Genomic DNA, 23,056 nt, shown 5'->3' on the forward strand with positions numbered 1-23,056 from the left:
TAAATAGTAAATATCTTTTTAAAACCTTGGTGGTGTTGTAATTCAAAGAACTTTACTGTCACCATTTAACATATTATTTTTTAAATAATGTTCTTCATTAACTTCTAAATGAAAAGCATCGCCCGCATTGGCAGTAATCTGTTTATTACCAACAATGACAACAACCCGACCAGCCAAAACTAATCCAAACACTTCCCCAATAAAAGGATTAACTTTTGGTGAACTTTTTCCTGCTTTTAATGTTATTAAAATTGGTTCCATATTATGAGCTTGACTCGTAGCAATAAGTCACTTAATATGATAATCCGTTTCTTCTAAAATTGACATCGCATCACTAGAAAATACATAACTTTTATTTTTTTCATCATCTTTAAAAAAATCACTTAAAGAACAATTCAATACCGAAATAATGTCTTGTAATGTTTCAATACTTGGTGATGTTAAATCTCGTTCCAATTGACTAATAAACCCCTTAGTTAATTCACATCGTTGTGCTAATTCATCAATTGTTAAATCTTGTTTTAACCGTAATGCTTTAATTTTCTTACCAATATCCATAAAACACCACCATTCTTTGTTTAGTATTAGTAAACATTAAGTTTAATTACAAAACGATTATATACGATTTTATCGTGATGTCAATTAAATTAACAAAGAAAAACTAAGAATTTTTAGATAATTCTTAGTTTATTTTTATTTAGCTGAATTATACTTGTAAGTGCAAGTAAATAAAATTGCAAAAGATTTCATATAAAAATTTCATGATGCTAAGTTTATTTTAGAAAAAGTAAATTTAAGGAGTTTTTATATGGGATACAAACATCTTGGCATAGATGAAAGAATTTATATTGAGAATCAATTGAAATTTAAAGTAAAAATTAGTGAAATAGCTAAAAATCTTAATCGAAGTATTAGTACTATTAATCGAGAAGTTAATAGAAATAAAGATAATAATCATTATTTTTCATTAATTGCACAAAATAAAGCAGAAAATAGAAAACAATTACATGTTTATTTTCATAAATTTAAAAATAGAGAATTAATAAAATATGTACAACAAAAATTATTATTAGGTTGATCGCCTGAACAAATTTATGGCAGAATTAAAAATTTTCATCAAGAATGAATTATTAGTTTTAAAACAATTTACAATTGAATTTATTCTGGATTACTTGAAAAGGTTACTAGTAAAAATTTAAGAAGAAAAGGTAAGAAACGAAAATCTCAAGAAAATCGGGGTAAATTTAATGGTAAATCCATTAAAGAACGAAATGTTAATAATCGCATAACTCTTGGCCATTGAGAAGATGATACTGTAGTATCATCACGAGGTAAAAGTAAATCATGTTTAATAACTTTAGTTGAAAGAACATCAAGATTTACTTTAGCAATATTAATTGAAAATAGAACTACTAAAGTTATTAACAAAAATATTAGTCATTATTTATCAATTCTTCCAAATAATCTTGTTAAGACTATAACATTTGATAGGGGTAAAGAATTTGCTAATTGACAACAACTTGAAAAAAATTTAAATGTGAAAATTTATTTTGCTGATGCATATTCACCTTGACAAAGAGGTACTAATGAAAATACTAATGGTTTAATTAGAGAAAAATTTCCTAAAAAATTTAATTTTTCAAACACTACTAAAAATGCAATTCATAAATTTATATTGTCTTTAAACCAAAGACCAAGAAAAATACTAAATTATCTTTCGCCAATCGAATATTTGGTTAGAAAAATAATTTAGTTGCACTTAACTTTACAATTTGGCTTTTAAAACTAATAATTCATTCTTGATGAAAATTTTTAATTTTGCCATAAATTTGTTCAGGCGATCAACCTAATAATAATTTTTGTTGTACATATTTTACTAATTCTCTATTTTTAAATTTATGAAAATAAACATGTAATTGTTTTCTATTTTGTGCAATTAATGAAAAATAATGATTATTATCTTTATTTCTATTAACTTCTCGATTAATAGTACTAATACTTCGATTAAGATTTTTAGCTATTTCACTAATTTTTACTTTAAATTTCAATTGATTCTCAATATAAATTCTTTCATCTATGCCAAGATGTTTGTATCCCATATAAAAACTCCTTAAATTTACTTTTTCTAAAATAAACTTAGCATCATGAAATTTTTATATGAAATCTTTTGCAATTTTATTTACTTGCACTTACAAGTATAATTCAGCTTTAATAATAAGGTCATTAAAATCTTCTTCTTCATTTATTTCTTCTTCATCATTTAAAGTCATAATATATTTATCAAGATTCATTATCATATTACTAATGATGATTAACATTTGCTCGCGTTCATAGTTTCCTAAAATTAATAAATTAGATATTATTAACCGATTATGTTTCTTCACCTGTGTCATTATTGTTTTTAATTTAGTTTTTCAATCATTTAAGTATTTTAGTTTATTTACCTTATTAATTGATAAATCTTGAAAAATTTGAATTTGTAAGTTTTTAATTTTTGTAACTAAAACATCAATTTCATTTTGCAAACGAATAAATTCATTTAACCGGTATTCATTTGTTAAATTAGGATCTTGAACAACTTCTAATTGTTCGTTTATTAATATTTTAACATTTTTATATCAAGAATTAATATTAGTATCGTTATTAGAAAATAATAAATAATCATTTTTACTATTTATTATTGTAGCTACAACACTATTACTTCCTAATAAAGTTCCTATAATACAATACTAAATAATATTGAAAATTTCACAATTAAGCACTCTCCTTAATTATTATGATATCAAAGAATAATAAAAAAATAATCAAGTGATTGATTATTTTTTAAAATTTTATTTACAATAACTAACTAGTAATTTTATTGTTCCCGTAATTGTTAATTGCATTATTTTATCATCTAAAATGATTGCTGATTCACCCATTTTAAAAGGTTCATCATTAATTGTTCCTGCTCCACTAACAACTGTTAATTGTAATCACTTAGTTTCATTAAAATCGTAAGTTGTTGGCAATGAATTATTAATTAAATGTAATGAAAAATATTCATTATTAACTAATAATCCATTTTCACGATGAATAAACATCTAAGTTAGTATCAGGAACAGTAATTGTTGCTAAACTATCTTTTAAATGTAATGCTCGTAAATTTCCTTCATCATCTTTACGATCAAAATCATAAAGACGATAAGTAATATCAGAAGATTGTTGTAATTCAAAAATTGTAACTTCGGGGGTTATCGCATGAACTTTACCAGGCGGAACATATAAAAAATCTCCGGGAACGATGGCAACTTCTTTTAAAAAATGCTTTCATTGCTTTTCATTAATCATTGTTGTTAATTGTTGATTATCATTAGCGTTATGACCATAAATAATTTTAGCATCTTTGGGACAATCAAGAATATATCAACACTCTGCTTTTCCTAGACTTTGATGATGAGTTTTAGCATATTCATCATTGGGATGAACTTGAACACTTAAATAATCATCACTAGTAATAATCTTACTTAATATATGGAAATTCATTATAAGTTAAATTAAATAAATTTTTATTTCTTTCATAAAACTCTTTTAATGTTAGTCCTTGAAATGAACCGTTTATAATAGCAGTAGGATTTGAATCTAAAGCACTAATTACTCAAGCTTCTCCCATATTTGTTTCATTATTAATATCATATCCTCAATTTTGAAGGCGATGAGAGCCTCATATTTTTTTAAGAAATTGCGGTTTTAATTTTAAAATTTGTGACATTAATTATTTCCCTCTTTTAAATCAAGTAGTATATTTCATAAAATTATATTTTTTTAAATTTAATTCATTATTTTTTATCATTAGTAATAGTCCATATGAAAAGCAAGTTATTAAGGTTCCAACAGCAATGATAATTAAGAAAATTGCTGTTTGTGACCCATATGGAACGGCGCCAAGGAATGCCATAATTGGTCCTCCATGTTGGGCATAATTTTGAATTGAAAAAATTCCCGCTAATCCACCAGCAATTGATGAGCCAATAACATTAGCAATAATAGCTCTTTTAGGGTCCCTAATTGCAAAAGGAATTGCACCTTCAGATATACCAATTGTTCCCATAATTAATGAGGCAATTCCTGCTTGTCGACTTTCAGCATCAAAATATTTACGAAAAATTATTGTACTTAAACCCATTCCAAGCGGTGCTACGGGAATAGCGGCTGCTATTGTTCCCATTGGTTGATAAATTTTCATTGTAACTAATGTACTAGCAGTAAAGAAAGCAACTTTATTAATTGGACCACCAATGTCAAATCCTGCCATTGCTCCAATTAATAACCCCATTGCAAAGGCAATTCCTAAGCCAATATTTTGATTACCATAAACTCAGGATAAACCATATTGCACTCAAGTCATAACATAAGAAATTGGGGCACCAATAACAAAAATAAATGTTAAAGATAACAATCCTCCAACCAAAATGGGAATAACAAAAATTGGAATGGCTGCTGATAGTGATTGTGGTACTTTTCACGAATTAATTCATTTTACTAAATATCCTGCTACTAATCCAGCGATTAATGCACCAACAAAACCCATTGGTACCATATCAATTGGTTTATTTGTAACTGAGTCAATAATATTTACTTTAAAAAACTTAAAAAAATTATTTCCCTCGTTTCCTATTAATGATGCTACCATTGCTGGCACTAAAGCAGCCCTACCCGCAATTGAATAAGCAATAAAACCACCTAAAATAGGAATCATTAAATACATGGCACTAGCTCCAATAATATTTAAATATTTTAAAAATTCAATATCATTAGGGGTAGCATTATTGTTTCCTGTAATAATTTTTGCTAAGCTAATAGATAGTGCAACTAAAATCCCTCCCAAAATAACAAAAGGTACCATATAACTAACACCGGTCATAAAGTGTTTTAAAATAGAACTATTATTTTGTTTATTTTTAGTACTAAAATTAATTGCAGACAATACTTTATTACTATTTAAAGCATCAATTAATAATTGTTCAGGATTTTTAATTGCTTGACTTACTTTAACTTGTAAAATTTTTTTATTAGCAAAACGACTTAAATCAACGCCAATATCAGATGCAATTAAAACTGCATCAGCATTAGCAATATCTTCATTAGTAAATGAATTTTTAACTCCCGCTGCTCCATGAGTTTCCACATTAATGCCATAATCTAACTTCTTTGCTGCTTGTTTTAACTTGTCAGCAGCAATATAAGTATGAGCAACACCAACTGGACAAGCAGTAATGGCTAAAATATTTGTTGGTTTTGATACTATCTTTGGTTCATTAGCTTCTTCGCAAAACAAAGCATTAATAATTTCTTCTTTACTAAGACTATTTGTTAAAATTTCTTTAACTTTTTCATCTAATAATCTTTGAGCAATGGAACTTAAAATATTTAAGTGTAAATCACTAGCTTGAATTTTAGGAACAAGTAAAACAATTGCCATTTGTACAGGTTGATCATCAATTGCTTTTCAATCCATTTTTTGTTTAAAACGCAAAAACATTACTGCTGGTTTTTTAATGACATCATCTTGGGCATGCGGAATTGCTAAACCGGCACCCATTCCTGTTGATGTTAAAGCTTCTCTTGCTTTTAGTGCTGTAATTAAAATAGTATTATCTTGACTGTTAATAATATTATTTTTAGCAGCTAAACGAGCAATTTCATTAAAAACATCATCTTGACTATTAACATCAAGATTAAAAACAATATTGTTTAATTTTAATAAGTTTTTATTCATTTTTTTATTACCTTTACTATATCTTTATATACTAATATTATCATATTTTTAGAATTTTAAATAATATTATTTTAATATGAAAATTTATTGTATTGTTATATCATTTAATTTATTAATCATATTATCTGGCAATATTGGTACTAATTGTAATATACCACAGACTTATGACAAACACAAGCAGTTTTTAATAAAATGCTGAATTATACTTGTAAGTGCAAGTAAATAAAATTGCAAAAGATTTCATATAAAAATTTCATGATGCTAAGTTTATTTTAGAAAAAGTAAATTTAAGGAGTTTTTATATGGGATACAAACATCTTGGCATAGATGAAAGAATTTATATTGAGAATCAATTGAAATTTAAAGTAAAAATTAGTGAAATAGCTAAAAATCTTAATCGAAGTATTAGTACTATTAATCGAGAAGTTAATAGAAATAAAGATAATAATCATTATTTTTCATTAATTGCACAAAATAAAGCAGAAAATAGAAAACAATTACATGTTTATTTTCATAAATTTAAAAATAGAGAATTAGTAAAATATGTACAACAAAAATTATTATTAGGTTGATCGCCTGAACAAATTTATGGCAGAATTAAAAATTTTCATCAAGAATGAATTATTAGTTTTAAAACAATTTACAATTGAATTTATTCTGGATTACTTGAAAAGGTTACTAGTAAAAATTTAAGAAGAAAAGGTAAGAAACGAAAATCTCAAGAAAATCGGGGTAAATTTAATGGTAAATCCATTAAAGAATGAAATGTTAATAATCGCATAACTCTTGGCCATTGAAAAGATGATACTGTAGTATCATCACGAGGTAAAAGTAAATCATGTTTAATAACTTTAGTTGAAAGAACATCAAGATTTACTTTAGCAATATTAGTTGAAAATAGAACTACTAAAGTTATTAACAAAAATATTAGTCATTATTTATCAATTCTTCCAAATAATCTTGTTAAGACTATAACATTTGATAGGGGTAAAGAATTTGCTAATTGACAACAACTTGAAAAAAATTTAAATGTGAAAATTTATTTTGCTGATGCATATTCACCTTGACAAAGAGGTACTAATGAAAATACTAATGGTTTAATTAGAAAAAAATTTCCTAAAAAATTTAATTTTTCAAACACTACTAAAAATGCAGTTCATAAATTTATATTGTCTTTAAACCAAAGACCAAGAAAAATACTAAATTATCTTTCGCCAATCGAATATTTGGTTAGAAAAATAATTTAGTTGCACTTAACTTTACAATTTGGCTAAATTAAAATCATAATAACCATATTGTAAATACTCGTCATTATGATTAGCGATAACTTTTTGCCCTAACGCTTTCGTGTCATTAATAAATTTTTTGCTAACTAATTTATCATAATAATTATTTCTTAAAGAATTTACTAATTTATGTCAATTAATAACAAAAGCTAATTGATTAAAACCAAAATATTTGACTTTAAATTCATTAATTCATCATTGTTCTTTTTCATCTAAACACTGACATTTTTTGACATTACAATTAGGATGTTCAACAAATTCTTCTAATAATTTAATTTTAATATCATTAATATTACCATTAATATTTCTAACAAAATCATGGAGTTTACTATAAAAATGTTTACCATCTTGTTTTCCAGACTCAATATGCTCTTCATAATCAAGAGGTGACATTTTTAATAGTTTGCTTAACTGAATTTTATGTTGCTTAAATCTCTCACCAATCCCATTTTTATTTTTTGATTAACCAATATAAACAGGAATTAGTTTATTAAGTTTAACTGTTGGCAACTGAATATATAAAGCATAAATACCTTTTTTATTTAAATCATTAGAACTGTGTGACTTTTCTACTAATCATTCATATAGTTTTATTTTTTCTAAAAAACTTTTTTGAATCATAAGTTTCCTTTCATTTATTAATCATTTAAAATATCGTCCATTGATAATGATATTTGATCATTAGCATTAGATATTTTTTTATCCTTTTTTAAAGAAGAAATTAATGATGCTGATTGTAAATTATGCTTTCTTAAATCATAATAACGGTCATCTTGAATTCATTCTACATTAACATCCTCTAAAAAATAACTAACACTTTCTAATAAACGACCATAATGAACTTTATTAATGGCAAAATTTTCAATCGTATTATTTTTAGTTAAAATGTGAACTTTACTATTATTAGGAATTACAAACGATGTAATTACATAGGGAATAATAGTTTTAGTTATTTTAAAAGAATGAACCCCTTTCGCTGAACGATGTAGTAAAGGAATATTATTAATTTTAATTTTTTTAACCCCCGCTGTAGTAAAAGAAACATAACTATCATGCTCATCATTAACAACATTTAATGATACAACTTTATCATCATCTTTTAAATTAATCGCTTTAACACCTTTAGCTTTGGCACTAATAATTGCAATATCATTTTCATCATATCTAACAACAAAACCTTTTTTAGTTGTTAAAATAACTTGTTTTTTACCATTACTTAAATCAAAACCAACAACCTCATCATTGGGTTGTAAATTAATCGCTTTTAAAGCTTTAGATATTCTTGTTGCTTTAAAATCACTAATAACAGTTCTTTTAATAAATCCTAACTTAGTTGCTAAAATAACAAATTGGTCTTGAATATCAAAATCATTAATTAATATCGCACCAAGAACTCTTTCGTCACCCGTCATTGTTGAAAAGTTATTAACATGCTGTCCGATATCCTTTCAACGACTTTCTTTTACTTTATGTAAAGGAACAATACAATAATTACCTTGACTAGTAAACAGTAATAAAGTACTTAATGAAGTAGTTGATAATGAAGCAACATTAATATCTAAAGGTTTTCGGCCATAATCTTTCATATCTTGTTTAGCAACTACTTTTTCATTAATAACTTTAATATAACCATCACGCGATATCGTAACAAAAATATTTTCTTCATTAATTATTTCTGTTTTTTCAATAATAATTTCTTCCACCATATTCTCAATAACTGTTTTTCGTGGCGAATTAAATTCTTGCGAAATAGTTTGTAATTGTTGAATAATCAAAGCTTTTTGTTTTTCTTTTTTCTTAATAATTTCTTGTCAAGTTCTAATTTCTTTTTGTAAAGATTTTTCCTCTTCTTTTAAAGCATTAACATCAGTTGATGTTAAACGATACAATCGTAACGAAACAATAGCTTCTGATTGTAATTCCGTAAAATGATAAGTTTTAATTAAATTTTTCTTAGCATTAGCCTTATCAGTTGATTTACGAATCGTAGCAATAACCTTATCCAAAATTGTTGTAACTTTAATTAAACCACTAACAATTTCTAAACGAACAATCGCTTTTTCTAAATCGTATTTAGTTCTTTTTTGAACAATATCAAATTGATGTTTTAAATAAGCATCTAATAAGTTTAATATCCCCGCACAAATTGGTTTGTTATCTTCAAGAACAACCATATTAAGATTATAAGATACTTGTAAATTACTATGTTTTAATAAATATTTCCGAATTGTCTCGGCATCAGCATCCTGTTGTAAATTAATTTCAATATGAACTCCTGACATATCACTTAAATCAATAATATCCTTAATACCACTAAGTTTTTGTTCTTCTTTAATATCCGCAATTCGCGTTACTAAATCACTTTTAACAACTTCATAAGGTAACTCCTTAATAACTCATTTTCGATGACGCGGTGTCCCTTGTAATTCCATTTTACTACGAATAATAATCTTACCACGACCAGTTTTATAAGCATTTAATATTCCATCCCGTCCTTGAATAATACCACCCGTAGGTAAATCAGGCCCTTTAATAATTTTCATAATTTCTTTTAATGAACATTCAGGATTATTAAGACGATAAACTAAGGCAACAATTAATTCCGATAAGTTGTGAGGCGGAATATTGGTTGCATAACCAGCAGCAATACCCATACAACCATTTAAAAGCAAATTAGGAAAGTACGCTGGTAATACTGTCGGTTCAGTTTCTGAATCATCAAAGTTAGGGGTTCAACCAACAGTTTTTTTATCTAAGTCTTGTAATAAATACTTAGAAATTGCATTTAAACGCGTTTCGGTATATCGCATTGCCGCTGCTGAATCACCATCAATGGAACCAAAATTACCATGACCATCAATTAGTGGTACTCTTAACTTTCAAGGTTGCGCCATTCGCACCATTGCTTCATAAATGGGAACATCACCATGCGGATGATATTTACCAATTACTTCACCAACAACCCGAACTGATTTTTTGTGAGGCCGATCAAAAAATAACCCTAAATTATTCATTGCATATAAAATTCTTCTTTGCACTGGCTTTAAGCCATCACGAACATCAGGCAATGCTCGTTCTTGAATAATATATTTCGCATATAAACCAAACCGTTCAGCAACAATTTCATCTAATTCATGAACCACACTATTTCTGTTACTTTTCATTTCATTCCTCCTTTCATTTTATGAAGCAATAACAAAATTATCTTCTAATGTAAAATTAATGTTAGCTTCAATTCATTTTTTGCGTTTATCACTATCATCACCCATTAAAGTAATAATCTTTTTTTCAGCTTTATGGCGATCACCAATAGTAACTTGCACTAGTTGTCTAGTTTCTGGATTCATTGTTGTTGTTCATAATTGATCGGCATTCATTTCTCCAAGTCCTTTATAGCGTTGAATTTCACTTTTAGTATGTTTTTCTAATTGCTTATATAAATCTTTTTGATTTCAAGCATAACTAATTTCATTAGATTTTTTGTTACTAATTTTATATAACGGTGGTAATGCTAAATAAATCTTTTGCGCAGCCATTAAAGGCTTCATATAACGATAAAAAAAAGTTAATAATAAAATTTGAATGTGAGCGCCATCAACATCAGCATCGGTCATAATAATAATTTTATCATAATTAACATCATCTAAATCAAAATGCTCACCAATGCCACCACCAATAGCATTAGTAATCATATTAATTTCAGGATTTTTTAATAATGTTGCTAAATTAGATTTTTCAGCATTAATTATCTTCCCTTTTAAAGATAAAATGGCTTGAAAACTTCGCGCTCGCCCCATTTTCGCAGTACCACCAGCCGAATCACCTTCAACAAGAAATAATTCATTTTTATTACGATTCCGGTTTTGCGCTGGCGCTAACTTGCCAATTAACATTCGGTCTTTTAAACCTTTTGATTGTCGTTGTCCTCTTGCTTGTTCGCGAGCTTTTCTTGTAGCTTCTCTTACTTCTCTAGTTTTAATAATCTTTGTTAAAATTTCATAAGCAACAGTCTTATTTTCTTGTAATCAAAAAGAAAATTGTTTAGTGACAATATTATCAACAATATTTTTAATTTCATTAGTTCCTAATTTACTTTTAGTTTGTCCTTCATATTGAATCATATTTTCAGGAATCCGTACCGAAATAACTGCTGTTAATCCTTCACGAACATCACTACCTTCAAAGTTTTTTTCTTTTTCTTTTAAAAGATTTTCTGTTCTAGCATAATCATTAATAACTTTCGTTATGGCAGTACGAAAACCAACAACATGGGTTCCCCCATCAATAGTTTTAACATTATTAGCAAAACTAATAATATTTTCACTATAAGCATTACTATATTGCATCCCCACTTCTAATTGAACATTATCCATTTCACCTTTTAAAAGCATAATTGGACTAATAATTTTTTCATCAGCGATTAAATATTTAACAAATTCTTCTAAGCCATTAGTAAAACAAAATTGTTCTTCTTTTTTACTATGTTCATCAACAACAATAATTTTTAAACCACTAATTAATAATGCTGACTCGCGAGCTCGCTCACAAATCATTGAATATGAAAACTTAAAATTATTAAATATCGTACTATCAGGGCGAAAATGAACTACAGTACCAGTTTTTACTGTTTTACCAATTAATTTTAAATGTCGTGCTAAATGACCCCCATTTTTAAAACCAATTTCGTAAATTTTTTTATCACGATAAATTGTTACATAACAAAATTCACTTAACGCATTAACAACCGATGCCCCCACACCGTGTAAACCACCTGATGTTTTATAACTATTACCATCAAATTTACCACCAGAATGTAACATTGTAAAAATAACTTCTGGTGTTGATTTTCCTTTTTTATGCATTCCCGTAGGAATCCCCCGACCATTGTCTGCAATAATAATTGAATCATCTTTTTTAATAGTAATCTTAATTTCATTACAATATCCAGCTAATGCTTCATCAATCGAATTATCAAAAATCTCTCATGCGAGATGATGCCACCCTTTCCTATCTTTTGACCCAATGTACATTGACGGTCGTTTACGAACACCATCTAATCCCTCAAGAACTTGAATTGAAGATTCATCATAGGTATTTAGCATTTTAATTCACCCCTTTATTGTTGTTAATTATTATTTACTATTATACTTATTAATAAAATTTAAAATATCTTGATATACTTGTTCTTTACCAATTTCATTTAAAATTTCATGACGCATTCCTGAATATAATAAAATGCTTGTTTTTTTAAAACCATATTGACGATATTTTCTTGCAGTTTTTTCAACATCTTTACCAAAATTACCAACCGGATCACTCATTCCCCCAATAAAAAATATTGGTAAAGTTTTCCGAGTTTTAATAATATTTTTCTTTTTCATAATATACAATAAACCTGTAAACATATCTTTAAAAGCACTAGCAGTAAATATTTGTCCCGTTAAGGGATCATTTCTAAATTTTTCTTGAATATTTTTATCACGAGTTAGTCAAGCTAAATCATTATCTTTTTCTTTAATTTTCTTACTAAATTTTTTATAAGTTAAATTATTAATAAAATTACTAGGAGAATGTAATGGTTGTCGTTTTTGTAAATATTTAGCAATAAATTTACCAGTTCATAATTGCATTTTTGATTTTCAAGTTGTGGCACAAATAACTAATGATTCAATAGTATAAGAGTATAATGTTGCATAATGTCGCGCTAAAAATGAACCCATTGATTGCCCTAACATTGTAATTCCTAATTTGGGATAATTATGAACAATATAATCATTCACTACTTTTAAATCTAATACCAGCTTATCTCAACCATCCTTAACACTAAAAAATCCTAAGTGGTCTTTATCAGTAACCGTTTTTCCATGTCCCCGAAGATCATTACCAATAACGATTCAACCATTAGCATTTAAATACTTAGCAAATTCATCATAACGAAAAGCATATTCACTTGACCCATGCACTAATTGCATAACCCCTTTAGGTTTAATGACTTGATCTCATATATATAAATGAAGTTCATTATTATCAAACGATAAAATTTTTAATTCTTGCATTTTTTCCATCTTCCTTTTCTAAAATTACTACTTTAAGTACAAAACTTAATTTCTATAATGTTACTTTGAATATCTGATGACTAAAACTATTATAAGAATTATGCCATATATAATGATTATATTATAAATTAAGCAATAAATTTTAAATTAAGCAATAAATTTTAAATTAAACAATAATATAATAAAATTACCTTATAATAGTAATATAATATTAAATAATTAATATTAGAAAAGAGATGATTATATGAGTACTGCATCAATCATTATGACAACCTTGGGATGTGTTATTGGTTATTTAGTTGGTTCACTATCACCAGCAATTCTTATTAGTAAATATTATTTTAAAACTGATGTCCGTAACCATTATTCCAAAAATGCCGGTGCTACTAATGCTGCCAGAATTATGGGAACCAAATTTGGTTTAATTATTCTTATTTTAGATGGTTTAAAAATTGGTCTTGTTTTAGCAATTGTAAAATTACTATCACTAATTAATTCACCAAGCTTTACTCTTAGTGAAAGCTCAGTTTATATTAGTGCTGTTTTTGTTGTTTTCGGACATTGCTTGCCAATTTATCATAAATTTAAAGGTGGTAAAGGTGTTGGACCCTTTTTAGGCTTTACACTTTTTCTTAATCCAATTTATTTCATTATTGCAACTATTGTATGATGAACAATATTTCTAACTATTCGCATTGTTTCTATTGCCTCATTAATATGTGCTATATCTATTTTTTGTTGCTCTTGAATTACGCAAATAAACAATTTGCCTGTAAATATGTGAATTAATCACTCCGAGTTATTTTTTTCATACTTATTGCCTAATTATTGAACGCAATTAATTGTTGGTTTGATTGTTTTAATTGTTATTTTACGACACTATCAAAATATTTATCGAATTTTTACTGGACAAGAAAAACAATTTAGTAATAAAAAATAACACAAAAAATGCTCTGCTAAAATTTATTGGCAGAGCATTTTTTTATTTTTTAAGATTAAAACATAAAAATTTGTTAGTTTCACACTCTTTATTGAAGTTATTTTTTATCATTCTTATTCAAATGATTTAAATCCTCATTTTTGTTTTATTAATAAAGTAAAGTAAAAAGGTTTAAACTTTACAAAGTTTAAACCTTAATCATTTTTTTATTGCAGAACACATTCCCAAACTGCTATAGTTTCTAAAAATATTTAAAAACTGACTATTTTTCAATGCTAATAGGTAAGTCATCCTAAGTTATTTTATTTATTAGTTATGCATTATTCTAATAAATAAATGGTATTAACTTATTTTTTAATTATATGCTGAATTATACTTGTAAGTGCAAGTAAATAAAATTGCAAAAGATTTCATATAAAAATTTCATGATGCTAAGTTTATTTTAGAAAAAGTAAATTTAAGGAGTTTTTATATGGGATACAAACATCTTGGCCTAGATGAAAGAATTTATATTGAGAATCAATTGAAATTTAAAGTAAAAATTAATGAAATAGCTAAAAATCTTAATCGAAATATTAGTACTATTAATCGAGAAGTTAATAGAAATAAAGATAATAATCATTATTTTTCATTAATTGCACAAAATAAAGCAGAAAATAGAAAACAATTACATGTTTATTTTCATAAATTTAAAAATAGAGAATTAGTAAAATATGTACAACAAAAATTATTATTAGGTTGATCGCCTGAACAAATTTATGGCAGAATTAAAAATTTTCATCAAGAATGAATTATTAGTTTTAAAACAATTTACAATTGAATTTATTCTGGATTACTTGAAAAGGTTACTAGTAAAAATTTAAGAAAAAAAGGTAAGAAACGAAAATCTCAAGAAAATCGGGGTAAATTTAATGGTAAATCCATTAAAGAACGAAATGTTAATAATCGCATAACTCTTGGCCATTGAGAAGGTGATACTGTAGTATCATCACGAGGTAAAAGTAAATCATGTTTAATAACTTTAGTTGAAAGAACATCAAGATTTACTTTAACAATATTAGTTGAAAATAGAACTACTAAAGTTATTAACAAAAATATTAGTCATTATTTATCAATTCTTCCAAATAATCTTGTTAAGACTATAAGATTTGATAGGGGTAAAGAATTTACTAATTGACAACAACTTGAAAAAAATTTAAATGTGAAAATTTATTTTGCTGATGCATATTCACCTTGACAAAGAGGTACTAATGAAAATACTAATGGTTTAATTAGAGAAAAATTTCCTAAAAAATTTAATTTTTCAAACACTACTAAAAATGCAGTTCATAAATTTATATTGTCTTTAAACCAAAGACCAAGAAAAATACTAAATTATCTTTCGCCAATCGAATATTTGGTTAGAAAAATAATTTAGTTGCACTTAACTTTACAATTTGGCATAAAAAAATATAATTCTCAATGATAAATCTATAAAATTTTGGAAAAAGTAAAATAAAATCAAAATTTATGAATTTTATGATTTAATTCTTTAAACAAAATAATAATGCTAGAAACTTCTAGCATTATTATAATATATTATTATCTATAAAATTTTCTTTTTTCATTTTCTAAAACGATAATGTTTAAAAAAAACTAAATCTTCAACATTAACTTGAGAATTATTTTCTAATTGTAAATAGCATCGATAACCATAAAAATATTGATTATATAAACGATTAAATAAATAATAAGCATATGGTAACATTAAAAGACCAATTCCAAAAATCGTAGCAATGGAAATTCCATTATATACCAAGAAAATTATCGCTAAAATTAAAAACAATCCTTGAAGAAAAAGAATAAAAAATAAAATCATTTTATAAACTAATAACTTATTTTTACTAGTATATTGAGTCATTAATTCTTGTTTTAATTTTGCATCCATTAATTACTCCTTAACATGGTTGAGCTCAATAATTTACTAAAATACCTGGCAAAAAATATGACATTGTAGCACCTGTGCCACATCCATTACTAACTTCCGCCATAATACTACCTTGAATTAATAAGGCCGCAGCAATTATCAGCAATGCAGGGGCAACTGCTGCACTTCCCCTAATAATACTTTACTAAGAGCAGCAACAATCGTTTGAAAACCACCATTTATTATGCCACCAATAGAAATACCTTTACCAATTGACTCATCAAGATAAAAATTAAATCCTCACCAAAAAAAATCAATTTTATTAACCCCAATATAAGAAGATTTAAATTCCTCACTAAATGAAATATTATGAACAATTTTTAATTTCTTATTATCCTCAATAATATTAATAATTCCTTGAACATACAATTTATTATAAAATTTAATAACAGCATCAATTTGCGATGAAGTTGGTAGATAATTAATTTCATCAACAATTTGTTTCTTAATAACTTCTTTATATTTTGATAATCCTATTACTTTACATAATTTTTCTGTTATTTCATTATTAATAATTGGATATAGCATATTAATAGATGAACCCATTATAAATATGCTAGCAAATCCTAAAAAATGACCTCTCATCATTAATATTCCTTTCAATTTTATTAATATTTAAAAATATTAAGAATTAAAAAATTACTATTATTTCATTTATCACCTTCCTTTGCAAATTAGTAATAATGTCATTATAAACATTCATAAAATTTTATAAATATTTCTAACTAAAAATGAAACTAAAAATCAAAAAGTGTAATTAATTTCATAATTTCTTATATCACAGTTACCAAACAAATTTAATAAGAAGGCGACTCAAGCGGATCATATTTAGGTAAAAATTGGGTAAAAAACTTATTTAGTAATTCTCACATTACCGTTTTATATTCTTCTTCTGTTAATAATCATTGTGAAAAAGCTTCAGCAAAAAGTTCTCGCAAACTATTAGTTCGACCATAATTACTTCTAATAATAGACCACGCAAATAATCTTTTTTGCATAATTTCTTCAATACCAATTTGATGGGCAAGTCATTCTACTAAATAATCACTAGCTGTTTGAATTCTTTTTTCATCACTACGATTTTTAAAGGATTTTAAAGATGAAACAGTACTATTATTAGGACAAGCATTAGCATAATATTTTCAACACATTCCTATTGAAGGGTTTAAATTTTTATCTTCACAAGGATAATAATTACTATTAAATCTACTTCTAGTATGGAATAATGAATTTAAAAAGTTTTCAATCGCATGACCATATTCATGAACAATAACGGTTGTAATATTATTTGCTGACCAATATCCATTTTCAAATTGATCTCTAATATTTTCATAATTATTAAAATTATTAGAAAAAACTATATATTGTCATAAACGAGCAACATTTGCTCTTGTAACCGCAACAGTATTATTATTAAAATTATTAATTTTAAAATACTATCTTTATCATAATAATGGGCAAATGTATTATAAAACTTTAGTAATTCAGCTTTCATCATTATTTTATCACTATTATTAAGATTATCCAATAATTCATTTCATCTAATATCAACATTAATAGATGATTTCAATTTTGTATTATTAAAATCATTTTGTAATGCATCAAAACTTTTAAAATTAGTTAAACTTTTATTAACTTTATTAAACTCTTCAGTACTTTTTAAAGAAGCTTTTTTAAAAAGTACTGCCTCACAATTTCGTAAAAATTTGACATCATACTTTGTTAAATTACGAATTACAAAATTAGTTTCACCTTTTGCGCCTCGTTCTTGTTGAGCAATTTTCAATTCTTGAAAAACATCAGAATTTAATAAAGAATTTTCTTTACGAATTGAATCATTAACAATTTGTTCGGAAATTTCTAATCCTTTAATATTACAACTAACATTATCAGTTTTAATGTTATAAGTCATAGGATTAAAATTAACATAACTTAATAAAAGTCCCAAAGTAACTGAAAACATAACAAAGCCAATAATAATGACTATTAATGTATTAGATACTTTGCGACTCATTAATCTCAACACCTTATTAACATTTTTTTATTAAAAATATAATACAATTATTATTGTATTATATTTTTAATAAAAAAAGTGAATTAATAAATTAAAAAATCTGGCACCGTCTTATTTTCCCCGTGAAGGTATCGTCAGCGCTGGCATGCTTAACTTCTGTGTTCGGAATGGGAACAGGTGTGGCCACGCCGCTATAGGCACCAGATAGAGAGATTGCTCTCTCAAAACTAGACATAAACATTATTTTAGACTTTCAACAATAGGAATTACTTTTAAAATAAAGTAAGTCCTCGACCTATTAGTATTGGTCAGCTAAATATGTCACCATACTTACACACCCAACCTATCAACCTCATAATCTTTAAGGGGTCTTATTCCATTTCTGGATGGGAAGTCTCATCTTGAAGTTTGCTTCGTGCTTAGATGCTTTCAGCACTTATCAATTCCCTACATAGCTACCCAGCTGTGCCATTGGCATGACAACTGGAGCACCAGAGGTAGGTCCATTCCGGTCCTCTCGTACTAAGAACAGATCTCCTCAAACTTCCTACGCCCACAACAGATAGGGACCAAACTGTCTCACGACGTTCTAAACCCAGCTCACGTACCACTTTATTGGGCGAACAGCCCGACCCTTGGAACCAACTTCAGCTCCAGGATGTGATGAGCCGACATCGAGGTGCCAAACCTCCCCGTCGATGTGAACTCTTGGGGGAGATAAGCCTGTTATCCCCGAGGTAACTTTTATCCGTTGAGCGACGGCCTTTCCACTCAGGACCGCCGGATCACTAAACCCAACTTTCGTTCCTGTTCGACTTGTAAGTCTCACAGTCAAGCACCCTTCTACTTTTGCGCTCTGCGTATGATTTCCATACATACTGAGGGTACCTTTGGGCGCCTCCGTTACTCTTTAGGAGGCGACCGCCCCAGTCAAACTACCCACCTGACACTGTTCCTATTCAGGATAACTGAATAAAGGTTAGATTTTCAAAATAATAAGGGTGGTATCCCAAGGTTAACTCCATAGATACTAGCGTATCTACTTCAAAGTCTCCCACCTATCCTGTACATATTAGATCAAAAATCAATATCAAGTTATAGTAAAGCTCTACGGGGTCTTTCCGTCTAGTTGCGGGTAACCTGCATCTTCACAGGTACTAAAATTTCACCGAGTCTATAGCCGAGACAGCGCCGGGATCGTTACGCCTTTCGTGCGGGTCAGAACTTACCTGACAAGGAATTTCGCTACCTTAGGACCGTTATAGTTACGGCCGCCGTTCACTGGGGCTTCAATTCTGAGCTTCATAATAAATTATTAACCCATCCTCTTAACCTTCCAGCACTGGGCAGGCGTCACCCCCTATACATCGTCTTACGACTTAGCAGAGAGCTGTGTTTTTGCTAAACAGTCGCCCCGGCCTCTTCACTGCGGCTCACATAATTACTTATATGAGCATCCCTTCTTGCTAACTTACGGGATGATTTTGCAGAGTTCCTTAGCTATAGTTATCTCGCTTGCCTTAGGATTTTCTCCTTGACCACGTGTGTTCGTTCTCGGTACGAGCACCATGATAGTTAATAGTAGAAGTTTTTCTTGGAAGCGTGGCGTCAGACTCTTCGCTACTTGCCGAAGCTTTCACTCCCCATAACGCTTCAAGGTTATGCCATAAAATTTACTAAATGACCCTCTTTGCGCTTAGCCCGGAATCCATTAACCGGGATATCCTAGCCTTCTCCGTCACTCCATTCCATACCATGGTGGTACAGGAATATCAACCTGTTGTCCATCGACTACGCCTTTCGGCCTCGCCTTAGGTCCCGACTAACCCTGGGTGGACGAACCTTGCCCAGGAAACCTTAGTCAAACGGCATGAAAGATTCTCACTTTCAATCGTTACTCATGCCGGCATTCTCACTTCTAAACAGTCCAGTAGTCCTTACGATCTACCTTCGTCCCGTTTAGAACGCTCCCCTACCACTTTAAAATAATTTAAAATCCATAGTTTCGGTACAATGCTTAGCCCCGGTACATCTTCGGCGCAAAATAACTCGACTTGTGAGCTGTTACGCACTCTTTAAAGGATGGCTGCTTCTAAGCCAACCTACAAGCTGTTTAAGTCATTCCACATCCTTTTACACTTAGCATTGATTTTGGGACCTTAACTGATGATCTGGGCTGTTTCCCTCTCGTCCATGGACCTTATCACCCACAGACTGACTGCCAAACATACAACAACGGCATTCAGAGTTTGATTGCATTCAGTACCCCGAGGTGGGGCCATCATACATTCAGTGCTTTACCTCCGTTGCGCTAATTTTGACGCTAGTCCTAAAACTATTTCGGGGAGAACCAGCTATCTCCAGGCTCGATTGGAATTTCACCACTAGCCACAAGTCATCCACGGTCTTTTCACGAACGTTGGTTCGGTCCTCCATTAAGTATTACCTTAACTTCAACCTGCTCATGGCTAGATCGCCTGGTTTCGGGTCTACGACTACATACTAAACGCCCTATTAAGGCTCGCTTTCACTACGGCTCCATGTTTTCCACTTAACCTTGCATATAATCGTAACTCGCCGGCTCATTCTACAAAAGGCACGCCGTCACTCATTAACGAGCTCCGACTTCTTGTAAGCATATAGTTTCAGATACTATTTCACTCCCCTCTCGGGGTACTTTTCACCTTTCCCTCACGGTACTGGTTCACTATCGGTGATTAGGTAGTATTTAGGATTACGCAGTGGTCTGCGCGTCTTCCGACAAGATTTCTCGTGTCTCGCCGTACTCTGGATCCCATCAAGAGACTTTTCAATTTCGTATACGAGGCTTTCACTCTCTATGGCATCGCATCCCAGCGATTTCTACTATCAAAAAATTTTCTAAAACTCTATATAGATGGTCCAAACCCCACTCCGAAGAGTGGTTTGTCCTGTTCCCTGTTCGCTCGCCGCTACTAAGGGAATCGCATTCGCTTTCTTTTCCTCTAGGTACTAAGATGTTTCATTTCCCTAGGTATCCCATCAATATGACTATGTATTCATCATATGACACTATTCGATTAAGAATAGTAGGTTGCCCCATTCAGAAATCCCTGGCTCAAAGCTTACTTCCAGCTCCCCAAGGCTTATCGCAGGTAGTCACGTCTTTCATCGGCTCCTAATCCCAAGGCATCCACTATATGCTCTTATTAACTTACTAATTTTTCTTTGTCAAAAGAAAAACCTATTGCAATTATAAAAATAAATGTTTATATCCAGTTTTCAAAGAACAATGCTCATAGAAATTACAGTGTAATTTCTCATATTGCGTTTGAGAGATAAATAATCTCTCAAAACTAAACAGAACATCCTCAACCAAAGTTATTTGTTAAAATCTAATGTAATTAGTTTATAAATATAAACTCCATAGAAAGGAGGTGATCCATCCGCACCTTCCGGTACGGATACCTTGTTACGACTTCACCCCAATCGTCAATCCTACCTTGGGTCGCTCTCTCAGTAAACTGTTAAGATACGAACTTCTGGCATTACCAACTCTCGTGGTGTGACGGGCGGTGTGTACAAGACCCGAGAACGTATTCACCGCGGCATTGCTGATCCGCGATTACTAGCGATTTCAACTTCATGGAGTCGAGTTGCAGACTTCAATCCGAACTGAGATCGGCTTTTTGAGATTAGCTTGCCCTTGCGAGTTTGCGACTCTTTGTACCGACCATTGTATCACGTGTGTAGCCCCAGACATAAGGGGCATGATGATTTGACGTCATCCCCACCTTCCTCTAGCTTGCACTAGCAGTCTCATTAGAGTCCTCAACTAAATGTTAGCAACTAATGATAAGGGTTGCGCTCGTTGCGGGACTTAACCCAACATCTCACGACACGAGCTGACGACAACCATGCACCACCTGTCTCAGTATTAACCTCCACTATATTTCTATAGCATTGCACTGGATGTCAAGTCTGGGTAAGGTTCTTCGCGTTGCTTCGAATTAAACCACATGATCCACCGCTTGTGCGGGTCCCCGTCAATTCCTTTGAGTTTCACTCTTGCGAGCATACTACTCAGGCGGAGTACTTAATGCGTTAGCTGCAGCACCGACATTAAAGCCGACACTTAGTACTCATCGTTTACGGCAGGAACTACTAGGGTATCTAATCCTATTTGATACTCCTGCTTTCGTGCCTCAGCGTCAGTTACAGGCCAGTTAGTCGCCTTCGCCGCTGGTGTTCCTCCATATATCTACGCATTTCACCGCTACACATGGAATTCCACTAACCTCTCCTGTACTCTAGTTATACAGTTTCCAAGGCGAATCGAAGTTGAGCTTCGATCTTTAACCTTAGACTTATATTACCGCCTACGCACCCTTTACGCCCAATAAATCCGGATAACGCTTGCCACCTATGTATTACCGCGGCTGCTGGCACATAGTTTGCCGTGGCTTTCTGGTAAGGTACCGTCAAATAAGAATCATTTCCTATTCTTACTATTCTTTCCTTACAACAGACCTTTACAACCCGAAGGCCTTCATCAGTCACGCGGCATTGCTCCATCAGGCTTTCGCCCATTGTGAAAAATTCCCTACTGCTGCCTCCCGTAGGAGTCTGGGCCGTGTCTCAGTCCCAGTGTGGCCGTTCACCCTCTCAGGTCGGCTATGCATCATCGTCTTGGTAAGCCATTACCTTACCAACTAACTAATGCAACGCATCCTTATCTTTTTGTAGTGCAAATGCACCTTTAATTATCATTAGATGCCTAACGATAACCTATGCGGTATTAGCCGTCGTTTCCAACGGTTATTCCCCTCAAAAAGGCAAATTAGATACGTGTTACTCACCCGTTCGCCACTAGAGTGCAAGCACTCTCGTTCGACTTGCATGTATTAGGCATGCCGCCAGCGTTAATCCTGAGCCAGGATCAAACTCTCATTAAAAAGTGAAAATAAAAAAACATTTTATAGTAATGTTTTCAATTTTTATTGTTTGTTTCATAACTCATCAGATTGACAGATTGTTCTGTTTAGTTTTCAAAGATC

At 30.0% G+C, this 23,056-nt stretch carries 19 protein-coding genes and 3 rRNA genes; 5 read left to right on the forward strand and 17 right to left on the reverse strand.

From position 1 onward, the window contains the following. Positions 1 to 18: 18 nt before the first annotated feature. Positions 19 to 558 (reverse strand): helix-turn-helix domain-containing protein, encoded by a 540-nt coding sequence (locus AAHN02_RS04340; RefSeq protein ID WP_342277424.1) that lies wholly within the window; start codon positions 556 to 558, stop codon positions 19 to 21. Between the two features lie 250 nt (positions 559 to 808). On the opposite strand from AAHN02_RS04340, the gene AAHN02_RS04345 reads away from it, so the two are divergent. Further along, the gene (locus tag AAHN02_RS04345; RefSeq protein ID WP_342277425.1) at positions 809 to 1,753 is read left to right on the forward strand and encodes an IS30 family transposase; all 945 of its coding nucleotides are present in this window, start codon (positions 809 to 811) and stop codon (positions 1,751 to 1,753) included. On the opposite strand, the gene AAHN02_RS04350 is transcribed toward AAHN02_RS04345, so the two are convergent. Then, the gene (locus tag AAHN02_RS04350; RefSeq protein WP_342277426.1) at positions 1,737 to 2,099 is read right to left on the reverse strand and encodes a helix-turn-helix domain-containing protein; all 363 of its coding nucleotides are present in this window, start codon (positions 2,097 to 2,099) and stop codon (positions 1,737 to 1,739) included. The two genes, AAHN02_RS04345 and AAHN02_RS04350, sit on opposite strands and share 17 nt — an antisense overlap. A gap of 58 nt (positions 2,100 to 2,157) precedes the next feature. On the opposite strand from AAHN02_RS04350, the gene AAHN02_RS04355 reads away from it, so the two are divergent. After that, positions 2,158 to 2,334, forward strand: coding sequence for a hypothetical protein (locus AAHN02_RS04355; RefSeq protein WP_342277427.1), 177 nt, complete (start codon positions 2,158 to 2,160; stop codon positions 2,332 to 2,334). 497 nt (positions 2,335 to 2,831) lie between these two features. Here AAHN02_RS04355 and AAHN02_RS04360 read toward each other — a convergent pair whose 3' ends face one another. Genes AAHN02_RS04360 through AAHN02_RS04375 form a run of 4 tightly spaced genes read right to left on the reverse strand, consistent with a single transcriptional unit; the run spans position 2,832 to position 5,758 of the window. Further along, entirely contained in the window at positions 2,832 to 3,083 is a 252-nt protein-coding gene (locus AAHN02_RS04360) for a hypothetical protein (protein WP_342277428.1), read from the reverse strand. Then, a complete protein-coding gene (locus tag AAHN02_RS04365; RefSeq protein ID WP_342277429.1) occupies positions 3,049 to 3,525 on the reverse strand; it encodes a class I mannose-6-phosphate isomerase in 477 nt (158 codons plus the stop codon). Before AAHN02_RS04365 ends, AAHN02_RS04360 begins: the two co-directional genes overlap by 35 nt. Then, positions 3,503 to 3,751 carry a type I phosphomannose isomerase catalytic subunit gene (locus AAHN02_RS04370; protein WP_342277430.1) on the reverse strand — a complete coding sequence of 83 codons (249 nt, stop codon included), beginning with the start codon at positions 3,749 to 3,751 and terminating at the stop codon, positions 3,503 to 3,505. Before AAHN02_RS04370 ends, AAHN02_RS04365 begins: the two co-directional genes overlap by 23 nt. 3 nt (positions 3,752 to 3,754) lie before the next feature. After that, positions 3,755 to 5,758, reverse strand: coding sequence for a fructose-specific PTS transporter subunit EIIC (locus AAHN02_RS04375; protein WP_342190119.1), 2,004 nt, complete (start codon positions 5,756 to 5,758; stop codon positions 3,755 to 3,757). A gap of 302 nt (positions 5,759 to 6,060) precedes the next feature. Between AAHN02_RS04375 and AAHN02_RS04380 the strand changes: the two genes are divergently transcribed. Beyond that, on the forward strand, positions 6,061 to 7,005 hold the full coding sequence (locus AAHN02_RS04380; RefSeq protein ID WP_342277431.1) for an IS30 family transposase: 945 nt from the start codon (positions 6,061 to 6,063) through the stop codon (positions 7,003 to 7,005). Positions 7,006 to 7,017: 12 nt separating this feature from the next. On the opposite strand, the gene AAHN02_RS04385 is transcribed toward AAHN02_RS04380, so the two are convergent. The 4 genes from AAHN02_RS04385 to AAHN02_RS04400 form a co-directional block, all read right to left on the reverse strand. Then, positions 7,018 to 7,437, reverse strand: a complete 420-nt coding sequence (locus AAHN02_RS04385) for a hypothetical protein (RefSeq protein ID WP_342277432.1) — start codon at positions 7,435 to 7,437, stop codon at positions 7,018 to 7,020. Positions 7,438 to 7,682: 245 nt separating this feature from the next. Continuing rightward, complete coding sequence (gene parC / locus AAHN02_RS04390) at positions 7,683 to 10,208, reverse strand: DNA topoisomerase IV subunit A (protein ID WP_342277433.1); 2,526 nt, start codon at positions 10,206 to 10,208, stop codon at positions 7,683 to 7,685. 18 nt (positions 10,209 to 10,226) lie between these two features. Continuing rightward, positions 10,227 to 12,146: a DNA topoisomerase IV subunit B gene (gene parE / locus AAHN02_RS04395; RefSeq protein WP_338968691.1), complete on the reverse strand. Its 1,920-nt coding sequence runs from the start codon at positions 12,144 to 12,146 to the stop codon at positions 10,227 to 10,229. A gap of 30 nt (positions 12,147 to 12,176) precedes the next feature. Next, positions 12,177 to 13,100 carry an alpha/beta hydrolase gene (locus AAHN02_RS04400; protein ID WP_338968689.1) on the reverse strand — a complete coding sequence of 308 codons (924 nt, stop codon included), beginning with the start codon at positions 13,098 to 13,100 and terminating at the stop codon, positions 12,177 to 12,179. Between the two features lie 244 nt (positions 13,101 to 13,344). Between AAHN02_RS04400 and plsY the strand changes: the two genes are divergently transcribed. Both plsY and AAHN02_RS04410 read left to right on the forward strand, forming a co-directional pair. Next, on the forward strand, positions 13,345 to 14,040 hold the full coding sequence (gene plsY / locus AAHN02_RS04405) for a glycerol-3-phosphate 1-O-acyltransferase PlsY (protein ID WP_342277434.1): 696 nt from the start codon (positions 13,345 to 13,347) through the stop codon (positions 14,038 to 14,040). Positions 14,041 to 14,512: 472 nt separating this feature from the next. After that, positions 14,513 to 15,457 (forward strand): IS30 family transposase, encoded by a 945-nt coding sequence (locus tag AAHN02_RS04410; protein WP_342277435.1) that lies wholly within the window; start codon positions 14,513 to 14,515, stop codon positions 15,455 to 15,457. Between the two features lie 168 nt (positions 15,458 to 15,625). On the opposite strand, the gene AAHN02_RS04415 is transcribed toward AAHN02_RS04410, so the two are convergent. The 7 genes from AAHN02_RS04415 to AAHN02_RS04445 form a co-directional block, all read right to left on the reverse strand. Beyond that, the gene (locus AAHN02_RS04415; protein WP_342277436.1) at positions 15,626 to 15,967 is read right to left on the reverse strand and encodes a hypothetical protein; all 342 of its coding nucleotides are present in this window, start codon (positions 15,965 to 15,967) and stop codon (positions 15,626 to 15,628) included. A gap of 135 nt (positions 15,968 to 16,102) precedes the next feature. Continuing rightward, the gene (locus tag AAHN02_RS04420; protein WP_342277437.1) at positions 16,103 to 16,594 is read right to left on the reverse strand and encodes a hypothetical protein; all 492 of its coding nucleotides are present in this window, start codon (positions 16,592 to 16,594) and stop codon (positions 16,103 to 16,105) included. Between the two features lie 209 nt (positions 16,595 to 16,803). Then, positions 16,804 to 17,157: a hypothetical protein gene (locus AAHN02_RS04425; protein ID WP_342277438.1), complete on the reverse strand. Its 354-nt coding sequence runs from the start codon at positions 17,155 to 17,157 to the stop codon at positions 16,804 to 16,806. Between the two features lie 206 nt (positions 17,158 to 17,363). Then, positions 17,364 to 18,020 carry a hypothetical protein gene (locus tag AAHN02_RS04430; RefSeq protein ID WP_342277439.1) on the reverse strand — a complete coding sequence of 219 codons (657 nt, stop codon included), beginning with the start codon at positions 18,018 to 18,020 and terminating at the stop codon, positions 17,364 to 17,366. Between the two features lie 98 nt (positions 18,021 to 18,118). Beyond that, positions 18,119 to 18,225 (reverse strand): 5S ribosomal RNA (rrf, locus tag AAHN02_RS04435). A 73-nt stretch (positions 18,226 to 18,298) separates the two neighbouring features. Beyond that, positions 18,299 to 21,219: ribosomal RNA gene (locus AAHN02_RS04440) — 23S ribosomal RNA — on the reverse strand. A 210-nt stretch (positions 21,220 to 21,429) separates the two neighbouring features. Beyond that, positions 21,430 to 22,954, reverse strand: a 16S ribosomal RNA gene (locus AAHN02_RS04445). The 16S, 23S and 5S rRNA genes sit together here, the layout of an rRNA operon. Positions 22,955 to 23,056 lie beyond the last annotated feature (102 nt).

Source organism: Spiroplasma endosymbiont of Nephrotoma flavescens, from assembly GCF_964030835.1.
In the GTDB taxonomy this organism is placed as follows: Bacteria; Bacillota_I; Bacilli_A; order Mycoplasmatales; family Nriv7; genus Nriv7.